This is a genomic window from Neobacillus sp. NPDC058068 (genome assembly GCF_042885335.1).
In the GTDB taxonomy this organism is placed as follows: Bacteria; Bacillota; Bacilli; order Bacillales; family Cytobacillaceae; genus Neobacillus.
In genome coordinates this window covers 64,043-79,495 of record NZ_JBHVSI010000001.1, presented here as the reverse complement: position 1 = coordinate 79,495, position 15,453 = coordinate 64,043, and the positions used below count along the sequence as shown (strand labels likewise).

The 15,453-nt window shown below is 35.2% G+C and carries 17 protein-coding genes and 1 pseudogene; 4 read left to right on the top strand and 14 right to left on the bottom strand.

Going from position 1 to position 15,453, the window contains the following annotated elements; genetic code table 11:
- Positions 1–22: 22 nt before the first annotated feature.
- From ACFVSW_RS00450 to ACFVSW_RS00435, 4 genes are all read right to left on the bottom strand, one after another.
- A complete protein-coding gene (locus ACFVSW_RS00450; RefSeq protein ID WP_387311012.1) occupies positions 23–379 on the bottom strand; it encodes a cupin domain-containing protein in 357 nt (118 codons plus the stop codon).
- Between the two features lie 65 nt (positions 380–444).
- Entirely contained in the window at positions 445–1,281 is an 837-nt protein-coding gene (locus tag ACFVSW_RS00445; protein WP_387311010.1) for a carbohydrate ABC transporter permease, read from the bottom strand.
- On the bottom strand, positions 1,281–2,231 hold the full coding sequence (locus tag ACFVSW_RS00440; protein ID WP_387311008.1) for a carbohydrate ABC transporter permease: 951 nt from the start codon (positions 2,229–2,231) through the stop codon (positions 1,281–1,283). Before ACFVSW_RS00440 ends, ACFVSW_RS00445 begins: the two co-directional genes overlap by 1 nt.
- Before the next feature lie 73 nt (positions 2,232–2,304).
- Positions 2,305–3,669: an ABC transporter substrate-binding protein gene (locus ACFVSW_RS00435; protein WP_387311006.1), complete on the bottom strand. Its 1,365-nt coding sequence runs from the start codon at positions 3,667–3,669 to the stop codon at positions 2,305–2,307.
- Positions 3,670–3,907: 238 nt separating this feature from the next.
- Between ACFVSW_RS00435 and ACFVSW_RS00430 the strand changes: the two genes are divergently transcribed.
- Both ACFVSW_RS00430 and ACFVSW_RS00425 read left to right on the top strand, forming a co-directional pair.
- Positions 3,908–5,683 carry a sensor histidine kinase gene (locus tag ACFVSW_RS00430; protein ID WP_387311004.1) on the top strand — a complete coding sequence of 592 codons (1,776 nt, stop codon included), beginning with the start codon at positions 3,908–3,910 and terminating at the stop codon, positions 5,681–5,683.
- Positions 5,661–6,404, top strand: a complete 744-nt coding sequence (locus ACFVSW_RS00425; RefSeq protein WP_387311002.1) for a response regulator transcription factor — start codon at positions 5,661–5,663, stop codon at positions 6,402–6,404. Before ACFVSW_RS00430 ends, ACFVSW_RS00425 begins: the two co-directional genes overlap by 23 nt.
- A 334-nt stretch (positions 6,405–6,738) precedes the next feature.
- On the opposite strand, the gene ACFVSW_RS00420 is transcribed toward ACFVSW_RS00425, so the two are convergent.
- The 3 genes from ACFVSW_RS00420 to ACFVSW_RS00410 all read right to left on the bottom strand — a co-directional run bounded on the left by ACFVSW_RS00420 (position 6,739) and on the right by ACFVSW_RS00410 (position 8,675).
- Positions 6,739–7,065, bottom strand: coding sequence for a hypothetical protein (locus ACFVSW_RS00420; protein WP_387311000.1), 327 nt, complete (start codon positions 7,063–7,065; stop codon positions 6,739–6,741).
- Between the two features lie 183 nt (positions 7,066–7,248).
- On the bottom strand, positions 7,249–8,424 hold the full coding sequence (locus tag ACFVSW_RS00415; RefSeq protein WP_387310998.1) for an Nmad3 family putative nucleotide modification protein: 1,176 nt from the start codon (positions 8,422–8,424) through the stop codon (positions 7,249–7,251).
- The gene (locus ACFVSW_RS00410; RefSeq protein WP_387310996.1) at positions 8,421–8,675 is read right to left on the bottom strand and encodes a hypothetical protein; all 255 of its coding nucleotides are present in this window, start codon (positions 8,673–8,675) and stop codon (positions 8,421–8,423) included. The genes ACFVSW_RS00415 and ACFVSW_RS00410 overlap by 4 nt, the downstream gene beginning before the upstream one ends.
- A gap of 381 nt (positions 8,676–9,056) precedes the next feature.
- Here ACFVSW_RS00410 and lspA point away from each other — a divergent pair, with 381 nt between their 5' ends.
- Complete coding sequence (gene lspA / locus ACFVSW_RS00405; protein WP_387310994.1) at positions 9,057–9,494, top strand: signal peptidase II; 438 nt, start codon at positions 9,057–9,059, stop codon at positions 9,492–9,494.
- A 233-nt stretch (positions 9,495–9,727) separates the two neighbouring features.
- Here lspA and ACFVSW_RS00400 read toward each other — a convergent pair whose 3' ends face one another.
- The 7 genes and pseudogenes from ACFVSW_RS00400 to ACFVSW_RS00370 form a co-directional block, all read right to left on the bottom strand.
- A complete protein-coding gene (locus ACFVSW_RS00400) occupies positions 9,728–9,811 on the bottom strand; it encodes a hypothetical protein (RefSeq protein WP_387311641.1) in 84 nt (27 codons plus the stop codon).
- Positions 9,812–9,997: 186 nt separating this feature from the next.
- The gene (locus ACFVSW_RS00395) at positions 9,998–10,396 is read right to left on the bottom strand and encodes an RraA family protein (RefSeq protein WP_387310992.1); all 399 of its coding nucleotides are present in this window, start codon (positions 10,394–10,396) and stop codon (positions 9,998–10,000) included.
- A gap of 187 nt (positions 10,397–10,583) precedes the next feature.
- Complete coding sequence (locus tag ACFVSW_RS00390) at positions 10,584–11,084, bottom strand: methylated-DNA--[protein]-cysteine S-methyltransferase (RefSeq protein ID WP_387310990.1); 501 nt, start codon at positions 11,082–11,084, stop codon at positions 10,584–10,586.
- Between the two features lie 139 nt (positions 11,085–11,223).
- Entirely contained in the window at positions 11,224–11,796 is a 573-nt protein-coding gene (locus tag ACFVSW_RS00385) for a bifunctional transcriptional activator/DNA repair enzyme AdaA (RefSeq protein ID WP_387310988.1), read from the bottom strand.
- Between the two features lie 29 nt (positions 11,797–11,825).
- Positions 11,826–12,596, bottom strand: a complete 771-nt coding sequence (locus ACFVSW_RS00380; RefSeq protein ID WP_387310986.1) for an isocitrate lyase/PEP mutase family protein — start codon at positions 12,594–12,596, stop codon at positions 11,826–11,828.
- A gap of 511 nt (positions 12,597–13,107) precedes the next feature.
- A pseudogene (locus tag ACFVSW_RS00375) lies at positions 13,108–13,193 on the bottom strand (DNA alkylation repair protein); the annotation flags it as partial.
- A gap of 150 nt (positions 13,194–13,343) precedes the next feature.
- Positions 13,344–13,961 (bottom strand): TetR/AcrR family transcriptional regulator, encoded by a 618-nt coding sequence (locus ACFVSW_RS00370; RefSeq protein ID WP_387310984.1) that lies wholly within the window; start codon positions 13,959–13,961, stop codon positions 13,344–13,346.
- A 166-nt stretch (positions 13,962–14,127) separates the two neighbouring features.
- On the opposite strand from ACFVSW_RS00370, the gene ACFVSW_RS00365 reads away from it, so the two are divergent.
- Entirely contained in the window at positions 14,128–15,321 is a 1,194-nt protein-coding gene (locus ACFVSW_RS00365; RefSeq protein WP_387310982.1) for a YhgE/Pip domain-containing protein, read from the top strand.
- Positions 15,322–15,453: the final 132 nt, after the last annotated feature.

Sequence of the window (15,453 nt, the reverse complement as noted above, 5' to 3'; positions counted from 1 at the left end):
ATCATATTTTTTAAAAAATCGATTATTCCCCAATTGTCTTCCTGTCTGGCGCTGAATAGGCAATGATCATTCTACAAGGTTCCCAGCTAGTAACCGTTGCATTATGTGGGATATTACGCGGGATTCTGAGCATCATTCCCGGTTTTAAATGGTACGATTCATCACCAAGTGTATGATCACACTCACCCGATAAAACAAAGATCAATTCTTCACAATTTGGATGTACGTGTCGGGTATTGGCTTCACCTGCGTTAATATAAACCATGCCAAATGTCATTTCACACTCTGGATCAATTTCTTCCCCGCAAAGCCACTGAATTGCCCCCCAATCCATTGGTAATAGATGCTTTTCCGTATTTAAATCTGTTATTGTTGCCATTCAATTCTCTCCAATCGTTATCAATTTTTAAAAAAGCTTTTTTCGTATATTCAAGTAAGAAGGAATTACTTATTAGCCCCACCTGTCATCCCTTCTACGAATGACCTTTGAAAAATGATATAAATGATAATACTTGGAATCATACTAATAACGGTACCGCCAAAAATTAAACCAAAATTTGTCGTCTGTTCCCCCTGAAAGGAATATAAGCCTAGTGAAATAGTAAATTTTTCTTGGTTGATTAATAAAACTAATGGAAGTAAAAAGTCATTCCAGATGTTCATAAATGTGAAGATAAGCAGGGCTACTAATCCAGGTTTCGCTAGTGGAAGAATTACAGACCAAAAGGTTCGCCATTCCCCCGCGCCATCAATAGCTGCTGATTCCCGCAGCTCTTTCGGTATATCTCTGAATGTATTTCTCATAAGAAATATCGAAAATGGCAGCGCCAAACCCGACGACACTAATGTAACACCGGTAAGTGTATTAACTAACCCCATTGTTTTTAATTGAAAGAAGATTGGTATGATAATAGCCTGAACTGGTAAGGACATACCCAACAGTATTAAGTAGAATAAGAGATTACTCCCTTTGAAAGATAATTGTGCAAATGCATAGCCTGCCGGACATGCAACCAGGGCAACAATAACCATTCCACCTATCGTAATAAATGCACTATTTAAGAAGTACACCTTAAAGTTCCCCAGATTCCAAGCATTCATATAGTTATCAAAATTCCACGACTTTGGTAACGAAAAAGGCGTGTTGAATATTTCCATATTGGTCTTAAAACTCGCTAATATTGCATAGAAAATTGGAGCAGTAATTAAGAGGAGCAAGAGTAATAAAATCGCCCATAGTGCAAATTGCGATGATTTCCACCTTCTAATGAGAGATTCCACTAATTTTCACTCCTTTCACGGTAATAATTAAAGCCAATCGTAAAAACGATGACGATTATTCCAAGGACAACACTTCCAGCCGTTGCATAACTTACCTTATTCATACTAAATGCGGCTTTATAGACGTATGTTGAAACCAACTCACTCATATAAAATGGACCACCCTGGGTCATTATCCAAATCAATGCAAATCCTTTAAGCGCATTAATAATTACCATACTGATGACAACGTTCATTGTATTGCGTAAACTAGGGATGGTTATACTCCAAAATTTCCTGATGGGTCCCGCTCCATCGAGATCAGCTGCCTCATATAGTTCATAATTTATATTTTGCAGACCCGCTAAAAATAAAATCATATAGAGACCATAAAAGGCCCATGTACTCGCTATCACTAATGCTGGGATAACAAAGAGAGGTTCGCCCAACCAATTTTTCGCTATATTCTCTAATCCTATTGATTTTAAAAATACATTGATTGGTCCCATCATCGGGTCATAAATTTTTGACCATAACACACCAACAACGGCTAATGAAAGGACACTTGGGAGGTAGAAACCGGCTCGGAAAAAAGTTTTGCCTTTTTTCACGCGACTAATTAATACTGCCAATATTAGCGTCGGTATGACCATTAAGAATAAACTTAAGACAACCCATAACAAATTATGTCCTAGTGCTTTTAAAAAAACCTTGTCATCCGCTAACTTGATATAATTGTCCAACCCAACAAAATTCATTGAGGGGGCTGCACCGTCCCAATCAAAAAAGCTAAAACGGACTGCATCTATCATAGGATAGAGCATAAAGATCGAATATAAGATAAGCGCTGGTAACAGAAAGGATAGAATTGTAATCATTTTTTTATACTTTATTTTGTTTTTTCCCTTTATTATTGAAAGACGTTTCTTTTGTTCAATCTCTAAAGGGGATGTAGAATCGTATATGTTCAATGCAATACCCCTCCTTTGCAATGAGAGGCTTAAATCATTTATATCTTCCAAATAATCTAAGCCTCAATTTTTCTTATTTCTTGTTTAATTTAAATCCTGCGGCACGGTCTTTTTCAGCAGCGGCTTCAATATTATTCATCGCATCCTTAGGTGTTGTTAAACCGCCCACTAAACCTTGTAAGTTTTGATAGTAGGCTTCCTTCGCTTCAACCCCAATAAAAACACTAGGATTGTAACCTGATCCATTCTCAATATCTTTCATGGAGGATTTTAACACCTCTCCTGCTGGCTCCGTCCCAACCGATGCTTTTGAGGCAGGTACAAAATTGTAATCTGGCAAATTTAAAACGATATCGCTGTATTCTTTTGAGATGATAAAATTAAACCATTTTTCTGCTAAATCCACATCTTTAGCTTTAGTTGGAATTACCCATGTCAAACCAATACCCCCAACAGGTTTGGCTGTCTTACCATCAATAAAGGAAGGCATCATAAACGAATTCACACTGGTTTGTAATTTTTGATCCACAATATCGGTAATTAAATACGTTCCCTCAGCCTCCATTGCAGCTTTTTTACTTAAAAATCTAAACTTTGAATCTGCCTGCGTTTGGGTTACAGATTCTTTGGTAATGTATCCCTTTTTCACCCAATCAGCCATCATTTCGGCTACTTTTACTACCTCTGGGTCATTCCAGTTTCCATTTCCATACAGAAGATCTTCAACCTTTTCAGTACCTGCAACAGACTCTAACATGACACCAAATAGCCATCCAATAGCGTACCCATTCCGTGCACCTACGGTAATCGGTGAAACACCTGCATCCTTTAACTTTTGAAGCGCTTTCAAAAATTCCTCTTTGGTAGTCGGAACCTTAATTCCATTTTGTTCAAAAATCTCTTTATTATAGAAAAATCCGATAGCATCAATCATATGTGGCAATTCATAGATGTTTTCCTCGCCAGAGATAAGGTCATAAGCGAATGGGCGTAATTGATTTTTCCAGTTGTTTTGTTCATACAATTTATTTAAGGGTTGAATTAATTTCACATCGGATAATACAGAAACTCGTCCAGGGCCAGCATTCATTAGAATAGCATCAGGTGGCTCAACGCCTGATTGCAGGAGAGTTGGTAACTTTCCAGATTCTACCTGGACATCACCATTTGCTACATTTACATTTACACCAGGATTAAGTTCTTTAAATTTATCGACAACCATTGCCCATTGTTGTTTTTCTACATCGTTATAAAAATTAGGAATATATAGATCAAGTGTTTTATCTTTCTCACCCTTTGCACTTTCACTTTTACTTCCTTCATTTTTATTTGATTTCTTTCCGCTGGAACTAGCTGTTGGGGACTGACATCCGGCAATCATTGTTAAGACCATTAATAATGTTAACGCCAATGCAAAATAACGACGATAATTTTTCACTTCATGACCCCCCTGTTCATTTTCTTCAAGGAATTTTTAGCAGAAAACTACTAGTTCATATAAAAAGTAATTTACTTTTGCTCCCCCCTTCGATATTCTTAAAATAAAATCAACTTACTGATAATTATAAATATTGCAAAGAATATAACAACGGGGTAAATAGTAGGAAAAAGGGGACATTTCATGGATTACCATAATTCATGGTGCAAACTTGTAAAACGAGGGGAATAGATAATAAATGAGATTTGCAAACTCAATCTTCTTTAAACTTCTTCTTTCATTTGTACTCATTTCAGTTATTCCACTATCATTGGTCGGTTGGATTACATATGATAAATATTCACAAAATCTTTTTGAAAAATTAGAGTACCATGCAAATTACATCTTAAGTCAGAAAATGAACGCACTTAATACTTTTTTATTTGATCTAGAAAGAATGCAATCTGGTATGAAGGGCAGTAATGTATTTTCGCAATTTCTAGAAAATCAAGATCCCACTTTACACCCTCAGTTCTATTTAAACCTTGATGTGTTAATGGAAAGCATCCAAACTATCCGCCCAGAAACTGTTGGAATTACGATTATTAGCAATAATGGCTTCGTTTACAATTACGGTTATTCTCTCAATTTGAATTTTACAAAAGATAACTTTAATAAACTTTCATGGTTACAAGATATTAAGGGAAATAATCTGAACCCGCTCATTACAAATCTCCATACACGGGAGTATTCAAACCATTATAAAGGCCAAAAGGTATATTCCTATGTTCAAAAGGTTTGGGATAAAAAACTTAGAAGCTACGGATATATTGTTATCGATTTTAAACCCGAATTACTCCAAAACATATTAAATAATGAACTTGATTCCGCCAACTCCTCTGGAACATTTATTTATAGCAAATATAGTTTTGTATTATCACCAGACAGGTCATCGCATATTTCGTTTGATTCCATTCAAAATCAAAAGACCGGCTCTACAATTAATACAACTGCTAATATGAAATACCTGCTATTTAAACAATATAATCCGAAGATCAAGTGGTATGTAGCAGAATATTTTGAAGTGGATAAGTTTTATAAACCGGTTAATGAGATAAAATTAATTGCATGGTTAATTACCATTACTAGTGTAATAGTTTGTATATTAGCAGCAATGGTTATTTCACACAGATTATCCCGTCCGATTAAGAAATTGCAGCAAGTTATGATAAATGTAAAAAATGGTAACCTCGATCAAAAATTCAATGTTAAATCCAAGGATGAAATTGGCGAACTTGGACGAGGGTTTAATGAAATGATTGTGCAGATAAATAAATTAATTAAATCCGTATCCAAAGAGGAGAAATTAAAAAAAGCGGCGGAAATTACGGCACTACAGCTCCAAATTAATCCACATTTCCTTTACAATACACTTGAATCAATTAACTCATTGGCACGTATAAAAAAGGAATATGAAATCAGCCATTTAATCGTATTATTAGGCCGATTATTACGATTAAGCATCAGCTCTTTTGAGGAAAAAATTCCAATTAATCAAGAGGTTATGTACATAGAAAGTTATTTAGAAATTCAAAAAGTCAGAATGAGAGATCCACTTGAATATTCAATTTTACTTGATGAAGAAATTAAGGATTGCCTAACAGTAAAGTTGATCCTCCAACCAATTGTCGAGAATGCTATAATACATGGAATCGACCCTTTAAGGACTGCAGGACAGGTAAATATTGAAGGAAAACTTTTAGATGATTTCATTGTCTTTACCGTTAAGGATAATGGGAAAGGAATAAATCCAGAGCAGCTCGAACAAATTCGGGATCGTTTGAAAAATAAATCGGAGGATTTATCAAAGTATAGGAAAAAAATTGGGTTATACAACGTTCAAACTAGAATTCTATCACATTACGGAGAAACATTTGGTATTAGTATAGAAAGCAAAATAAACAAAGGTACAACTGTCACCATTAAAATCCCAAAAGAGGTGTGTGATGACAATGAAAAAAATGTTAATTGTTGATGATGATTGGTTAATTTCCAGTAGTTTAATGTCAATGGATGAATGGAATGAACGAAATATTGACGTTATCGGAACTGCTGAGAACGGTAATGAAGCATTATATTGGATGGAAAACGAGAAAATAGACATTGTCCTTACTGATATTCGAATGCCGCATATGGACGGGATAGAATTAACTAAACATATCTACGAACAATCCCCCCAGATTCAGGTAGTCATTATGAGTGGGTATGAAGAATTCACCTATGCCCATAATGCTCTAAAATATAATGCAAAAGGTTACATATTAAAACCAATTGATACAAATGAGCTTTTTGGCGTTATTGATAAAATTCTGAAAGAATCAGAAATGTCACTACAAGTTTTATCGCCAACTGAAGAAAAGTCGGCTACCTACCATGAAAGACTAGTGCTAAGTGGCAAATCCTTCATCAATGCCAATTATATGAACCCGATATCATTAAAAGATGTATCTAAGCGTGCCCATCTTACTGAGCATTACTTTGGGCAGATCTTTAAATCGACCACTGGTGAATCATTTTTAAATTTCCTAACTCGTATAAGAATGGAAAAAGCATGTCAATTACTAAAAAACCCTAACTTAAAATTCTATGAAATTAGTCAGCAAGTTGGCTATAATGACCCAAAATACTTCACTAAAATGTTTCATAAAAATTATGGATTAACCCCAAAGGAATTTAGAAAGCAATTTTTTAATTAATAACTTAAACCGACATAGTTACAAAGTTTTCCATCGTGCTATTTCAAACTAAACTTAACCTCTTGTTTAGTAATAGTTTGTTACACGAGTGTTGATTATCCACAGAGTGTTCCCTTGAGGTTTTTTTATCAAAATAAGGCTTTCTATCAAGTGATAGAAAGCCAATTTTACTATCCATTATTATTTGTAAACCAACCTGGTTTATGTTTTGTTGCACGACTTCCTTTCGCTGTAAATTGAAAAGTAATCCCCTTTTGTCTAAGCTCATTAATTAACGGCTTAAGTTCCGCCCCGCCAACTATCCACAGACTCCCGCCCTTAGGCCGTTTGTCATTCACCTCATAGTTTTTGAGGTCAGATAACTATATAGACTGTCAGGGGTTTTTTCAATCAAATCAATTATATCCATTTGTTCATGAAAGCCTTCTAATTCTGGGGAGAAAAGCGCAATTTGTTCTGAACTAGCTTTTTTCCCATTAGTATTAAAGTTAATCACACTATCTACCTTTGAAGTTGAGTTGAATGCTGACGATTTCTCTCGTAATGGTTCTCTTTTTGCTTTCTTCAGAGTGATTTCCTTTTTTACCATTCTTGTTGGAATTTCTTCAGGTGAGGCCTTTTGTTGATTAATTAGGCTGATTTCCATTGCTTCTAGCTTCATCCAGAGTTGCTCCAATGTTTTTTCAGGGTTAGAATAAAATATTAAGGTCGGAAAAATGTGCCTGATCCCCAGCGATGTAATATTTTAATTCCTCGGGGGTCAGGCACTAGAATTATGTGATGGAACTAAGAATCTCCCCATTTTTCTCCCCACAACAAATAAGTTTTTCTGGTTTTTAAACGATTAATTGTATTTTGAAGATAAATAATGCTCAATCGTCTTCACATATGTTTTCCAATCTTTATATTGTCCTTGGATTTTCCCAACCAAAATAGAATCAATTTGTTTTTCTTCTTTATATATACCTAGGCGACGCATGTTTTCTAGTCTATTAATATATTGTTCTACAGATATAGGCTTTAATTTTCTTTCTCCTTTTTTGAGTATATGTTTCTGTGATAAATATTCTTTAAAGTCCAAAATATCGACTTTTCTATTTGAAACAACCGTTTCATGACGATAAATATTATTTTGGTTTTTCAAGAATAGCTCCCTCAGCCATTCTTCTCCTTTTTCTGACAGTTGGGTAACGAACTCTTGCCCAATCCCTGTTTTCACAGTACAAAATCCATCCAGTGTATTTTGCCATGTCTTTTGATGAACTTGTGTAAGATTTTTATAAAAAAGGTTTGGTAGTTTCCAGGTAGCTATGTTCGATTCTTTACTGTTGGATAGCAATAGATGATTGTTAAGCGTTGTAAAGTAACCGCAGCCTGGGATTTTTAAATCCTCAAATAACCATTGGTCGGGTACAAAAATGAAGTTTTTCTGGTTTCTTGCAAAAGCTGCTTCTGTGATGTGGGGATGATGATGCAGGTTGTATTCTTTAAGTATTTCTTTACATTCCTTAAAAGTTTCTATTCTCTTCTTTACTTTTAACCAGCCATAAATATAATGGCCGGATATTTTTTTATTTGAAGTCGATTGAAAACCACCAAAAAATAAAAAGATTGATCCTTCATTTACATCGTGCTTTCCTAAATGAGGTGCTGCATTAAATTGGCCAAACCCCTTACCAATCTTACAGTTTTCATTATCCTCTATCCATGGAGGTATTCCTAACATTGGATCGAAGTGAGCAAATAATTCATCATCGTTTATGGAAGCGTACTCATTTTCCCTTAACTTTACACGGTCCGTTCCTTTTAAATTGTTATAAACCTCACTTAGATTACAACCTTTTAAACTGCAAATATATTCATTTTTTACAAGTATATCCGTATATCGAATATGATTTGAATAACTATTTACCTTTTCTGGTATTGGAAACCAAATGTATTTTCCTGTGTCGTAATTATATGGAGAGAAACACCCTCCACTACCGGAATCAAAACCTTTCCTGCTAAGGACTAATTTCATGGTAATTCCCCGCCTTGTATTTTTTCTTTATACTCTAAAGTACTAGTTAATAATCCAAACTTCTCAGCTACATCATTCAGCATTAACTTGGCATTTCTTTCTGAGTTTATTATTACTACTATATCAATAACTCTATTTTTCAACTTATTTAATACCAGTCTAAAAACGTGATAACTACAATTATTAACATTTATCTCCTGTGTATATTTTACCATAAAATTCCCACATTTTTTTATTTTCAAATTTTTCATTCAATTTCCTAATACACTGTTACTTTATTATCTTGCCGAAACCCCCTATCTAATTCAACTATATCTTCCAAATCAATTAGTCTTTATACAATGAGTGTAGTAAACTTCAAGTAACTTTCAAAAGGAGAAAATGGACATGATGATTTCATAAAACATGTGACGATTTAATGACAATCTAATTCCGTGGTCAAATAAAAATAGTATTAAATCCATCTAATTTAATGATCCGTTCTCAATCTTGATTGTACCCTTGCTACTTCGCAACAGTTCTACTTACAACATCGAATATACCTATAAGAGCTTCATAATAGAATAGGATTAAGCTTTCCATTATACTGATGATTAGGATGCAAATGATCCAGCAAGAAAGTAGGTCTATATATGCTATTTTATGTGTTTGCAATTCTTGTTATTGTGATGGACCAGCTTTCTAAATATCTAATTCGGGCCTATATTGACATCAATGAAACATTTACATTGTGGGGAATTCAACTCACACATATCGAAAATAGCGGGATGGCAGGTGGTATATTTCAAGGTTATGCACGGTTCTTCGGAATTGTGGCTGTGCTGTTCGTGATAAGTGTTTATTATTTTCGCAGAACCGGAGAAATGAAGGGTGTTCTCATTGATAGTAGTTTAGGATTCCTTGTCGGAGGAGCAATTGGAAATGGCATTGATCGAGTTTTGTTTGGGCAGGTGACAGATTTTATCATTCGCTCTGGCGGAATCCTTAACTTGGCCGACCATGCTATTGAGATGGGGGTGTTACTGCTTCTTTTTTACGGAGTCGTTAGCTGGTTGAAAAGTAAGCACTAGTTTCTCTAGAAATGCATATGGGAAAATGCTCGTTACTGTCTTTGGTTGGAATTAGAGCTATCTCCTTAATCATACCAAGACCAATTACTCCTGATCATTTATAGGTATTTTTGCTTTTTAAAAGTTGACTCCTAACCGGCCTATTATTACTTATAATTTAAAAATCGTATTCAGAAGAGGGGAGCAAAAGATAACTTTTGCTCCCCTTTCTATTAATCAATAATTGCTAATCCTTAAAAGCATTTTATAATGAAATATTTTACAATTAAAACTGGGCATGGTCCCTTTTGAACAACATAATGGCTGACACTTTCCAAGAATAGTTCCTTCAGTCCACTTATCCTCTGCTTCCCTTTACAACTAAGACTGCATCATTCTGCTTTACGAATTCAATAATCATGAGTCCTGGGTTGCCTTGAAATAAAAGTGATTTTGTTTTATTTTGAAGCGACTTTTTTTCACTTATTTGGACTCAAAACCCCTGCTTAATTCCGAACCTCTATCTAATATTTCAACATTTTTTCATAGCTGTATTTCGTGTCAACTTCCTTTGAAGAAAGTCCGGCACGTAAGTCGGCAATCATAGCTTCTTCCTTCTCGTATAGCATTTCCGCCTTAGCAAGAACATCATCCACACATTCCCAAGGAACTATTACTACACAAGTCCGATCTGCTATAACAACATCACCTGGTCGAACCTGTACCCCACCAAACTGAATCATAACGTTTGTCGCCTCTTCCATGATTCTTCCATGGGCAGTAGCAACCACCGAGCCTCTGGAATAAACAGAAGTTTGAAAAATGCTATTGAAAAAAGCACAATTCGAAATATGGAAGTTGTTCCCCCCTTTTCTCCTGGGAGTTTGCCGTACACCCTTATGAAATGCTCTTCTATAACACACTTGGTTCCTAAATCAAAAAAGCGCCTGGCACCATTCAATTTACTTGAAGGTACCGAGCGCTCATTTAGTCTGTAATAACTACTCTTTAGTTAAGATTTTTACTTCTTCAATTACGCTGGAGGTCAGGCACCAGATACCCGCTTTGCTATCACTTGTGATACGGTACTAAATGAGGTATCTAAAATTCTTAATCTTTATTTATGACATGTTCCTTTTTAAAAGTCCTCTCGTGTTGAAGCAGCCATTCCTTCCTCCATAAACCACCTGCATAACCGGTTAATTTCCCATTTGAACCGATGACTCTGTGACAAGGAATCACAATGCTTAACTTATTTTTCCCATTTGCACTTCCTACTGCTCTGATTGCCTTTTCATTTCCGATAGAAACAGCGATATCCTTATAAGATCCCGTTTTAGCATAATGGATTTTTGTTAGAGCGTTCCACACTGTTTTTTGAAAGTCAGTCCCTTCAAATTGGTAGGGGAATGTAAATTCTTGCCGCTGGCCCTTAAAATATTCATCAAGTTGGTTATAGCATTCTGCTAATACCGGAGGGGTATCAGGCTGTAAAAAATTCACCTTTTCATTTTCGTCAGAAAATAGAATAGAGCGGATACCTTCATAGGTGCCGCTTATTTCTATCATGCCAATTGGCGATTCATAATCTAATTTATATACTTTTGTCATAAAACGACCTCCAAAGATAAAAGGTAGCATACCTCTTTAATTTAAAGAAGCACTTCTTGATTGAACCTGCCCAAAAAAATTAAACATTCTTTAAAAATTTAATTCTTTAGGAGGGTAAATCTCCAAATAAAATTCATGATCAATGTATTTCATTTTGGAGTTCCTTTCGGTATTGACTAGGCGAACAGTTTTTCAACCTTCGAAACAATTTATAAAAATTGGATGTGCTTTGGAATCCCACCTCATAACAAATTTCTAGGTTTGTCTTGTCTGTGCATTTAAGGAGGTGTGCTGCCTTATCAACACGTATTTTTTCTAAATAGGTGCGCGGAGTCTCAGCGGTTTCTTGTTTAAATATGCGCTCCAGATAAAAGGGACTCAAACCAATTTGATCGGCTATATCCTTTAACAACAAATTTTGCTTATAATTATTGATCAGAAATGTAATCGTATTTCTGACAATCTCAATATGTGGAGATTGCTCAACTTCTGGTTGACATCTTTTGCAAGCGCGAAAACCAGCTTTTTCTACTTCATTGATATCATGGTAAAATTCTACATTCCTCTTTTTAGGCTTTCTTGATTTGCAGGAAGGACGGCAATATATTTTAGTTGTTTTTACGGCTGTAAAAAATAGTCCATCATATGTGCGGTCACAAGCAATGATTTTTTCCCACATCTCTTCAAATGAAAGATTGACATTCGGCACCATGTTATTCCACTTTCCTTTCCGCACCAATGCTAATTCCTATACAAATGGATAGTATCCATGAGTTTTACTAAGTCATCAATATTCTTTTCTAAATATGCAATCACTTTATCTGATAGCGCATTCCCAAAACTAAAACGTTTCACCCCTAATGCCTCAAGTTTATTACAGTTTGTTAGTTCCGGTAAAGATAATACGTTCAGTGGAGCATTAACATTCATTGCGATTTCTTTAATCTCATCATCCTTCTTCAAACCCGGAACAAAAACACCGCTAGCCCCACTGTCAACATACGCCTTTGCTCGTTCTAGTGTTTCCATTAAAGGATATTCCTTTTGAAGATAGGTATCTGTTCTTGCATTAATATAAAAATCTTCAAAACCATGTTGATCTAAAGCTACTCTAAGTTCCTTCAAAAGTTTACAATGCTGTGTAATCTCTCTTAGACCATTTGATTTTTTCATTGAATCTTCAATATTGATTCCTGCTACCCCAACATCTGCAGTTCTTAAAACATTATGAATAATTCCATCAATATCCTCACTATATCCAGCCTCAATATCAGCGGATACAGGAATTTTCACATTCGCTGTAATGGTTTTAATGATTCCTAAATGTCTGTCAAAATCAATTAATTCTCCATCTGCAAATCCTAGTGAATTTGCAATCCCCCAACTGGTTGTACCAATGGCTTTGAATCCTGCCTTTTCAAGAGTAAGGGCGGACAGCAAATCGTGGGCATTTCCTAAGAATAATAGTTCCTTTGAAGAATGCAACTTATTAAATTCCTGAATCTTGTTCATTTTTTCTCCTCCAACTATTTATTGGATTCATTTTAACAAGTAACCGACTCCATTTCGTCCTCATTCTTGCTCTTATGGTCTGTCTCGAAACGAAAAAAGAGGAGCAGTTATCTTACTTAAGAAAGAAACACCAAAGAACATTTGATGTTGTATTAACACTAGATGAGGTACAAACTATTGATCAGATTTTTGGAGAGATAATACTGCCAAGACGATTTTCGAGGCCAATAAAAAATTTTTCACTAAACAAACGATTTATGGTAAAATAAAATTCCTTGGCAGGGGCATCAAAAAAGAGAGTCGGCATTTTATTGTCCAGACTCTCTTTTCTTTGTGTATTTCACCTAAATTATAATATTTTTTCTAAGCAATCTAGCTCGTGTTTATCAAGACTCCTTATACCAACTAGCTAACCATTCTAGTATAACTGCGTCCTTCAATAAAAATTGCCAGGCACTATTAATTTCCTGGGGAGTACCTGGCACTTTTTTAGTTACAACTACAAACTATACTAACACCCTACATATTTCCGTTTGAAACCAAGCTTCCCTCTATCTAATTCCTATGAATATTTTCGGAAGCAAGCAGAAAATCGGTGCAATGGCCCCACTGCGTTAACGCTTTAACTTACTGGGGGTCAAGCACCGAAATAGGAACAATGCTTATTGGACTCTTTTAGATTAAAAAGCATATAAATAATAAAGGGACAGTACCTGTTATTCGTACTATTCCTTCTCTTTGAAGGATTTATTTTTTCAAACCAGCAGCAAATAAGGGACCATTAATTGTAATGGTGGATAGAATACGAGCCATTTCTTGGGGAGATTCTTTCCTGCCACTATCTAACCATTTTTGAATTACTCCTATATGTGCAGATGCTATGTAAGAAGCTAAATATTGCCCTGGAACAAGTAAATTTTGCTCCTTAACAAGTGCGTCTGGATCATTTCCAAACATTGTTTTCCATATAAAATCTTTCAATCTTGTTTGAAATGATAAATCTCCTTTTGGACCTAACACAGCTTTCATAAAACCACTTTTTTCATTAAGATACTCAAATATTAAAACTGCAAGGGGAAATGGTGTTGCTGTCGGTGAGTTAGTTTCAAATGCGGCAACAACACCTGGAAAGTTCTGTTTTGCAATTCTGGACATTTCAAGCATAATTTCGTCTTCACATTTTGTCATTAAATCAAATTTGTCTTGATAGTGTGCATAAAATGTTCCTCGATTAATCTTTGCTCTGGTTGTTATGTCTTTAACCTTGATTGCTTCGAAACCTTTTTCATCGATTAATTCCACTAGTGCATCTCGGATTGATTCTTTTGTCCGAATGATTCGTAAATCCGTATTACTATCTCGCAAGCTATTTTCCTCCTTCATTTTATCCAACACATTTATAAAAGGTGTTCCATAACCAACACATCTTTCATTTTTGATTATTGAACAGAAAAGGATTCAATTATAAAATTTAAACGTAATGAACGACAGGTTGTTCATTATTATAACAAAAAATCAAGGGGGATAAAATATGTTCAAAAGCAAACTGTTAATAATTTCACCCATTATCGCATTGGCAGTTATTTTTATTTTTTCACTAACATTATTTCCATCGGTTCAACCTCAACCAAAAAATTTGCCCATTGCAATTGTAAATGAGGATGTAGGGGTGGAATTTCCTAATCAACCAAAGATGTATATGGGTCAAACAATCGTTGACATGATACAAAAAAATTCAAAAACCACAACAGAAAAAAACCCTGCTGTGAAATGGGTTGTAGTAAAAACCTTAGTGGAAATGCAAAAAGGATTAGATAATCAAGAATATTACGCCGCATTAGTAATCCCGAAGGATTTCAGTGCTAAACAGGCTTCTTTACGGACTCCTACACCATCATCGCCCGAAGTTGAAATATTTATTAATCAAGGAATGAATATAGCAGCATCAACCGCAGCGGGGCAAATATTGAACGGCGTAGTTGACAATATGAATAATAATATTCGTACACAACTACTTGATGGTTTTGAAAAGCAAGGAGCAACATTAACAGCAAAGCAAGCTGCAGGTCTAGCAACTCCTATTACAAAAAAAGTCACTAATGTTAATGAAATTGGTACTAATAGTGCAAACGGAAATTCTCCTGTTTCCTTATTTCAACCATTATGGATAGCAAGCTTGGCAAGTGCTGCTATTATCTTTATCGCTGTTAGTAAATCATCCATTACAAATCGGAAAGAGAACCTTATCGCAAAGATAGGACAAATAGGAATGGGGGCAATTGTTGCACTTGTCGTTGGATTTGGTTTACCTTGGTTGGCAGATGGGATGATAGGACTTCATATTCCGCATTATATGGATACAGCTTTATTCCTATCGATCACTTCTTTTAGCTTTTTCCTAATGATTTCAGCTGTACTTTTGTGGTTGGGAATCAGAAGTATCGCTCTTTTTGCCCTAATGTTATTCTTTGGTGCACCATTGCTTGCAATGGCTCCAGAAATGATGTCTCCATTTTATCGAGATTGGGTTTATTCTTGGTTGCCAATGCGTTTTATGATACAAGGTTTGCGAGAATTGTTCTTCTTCGGAAAAGGATTAACTTGGAATTCCCCTTTATCTACCCTTGTATGGATTGGAGTAGTAAGCATGGTACTCATACTAGCTTCTGCTTTAAAACTTAATTCAATAAAAGACAAAACACAAAACCAAAAACTAGAGGGATAACACAGTTTTCCAAAATGATATGATCCGAATATACAACGATAAGGATTTTTGAAGATAAAAAAGCCTAATTCCTTCGTATTTTTAGCGAGGAATTAGGCTTATGATCTTTCACAAACTTGCCCTATTCTTGAA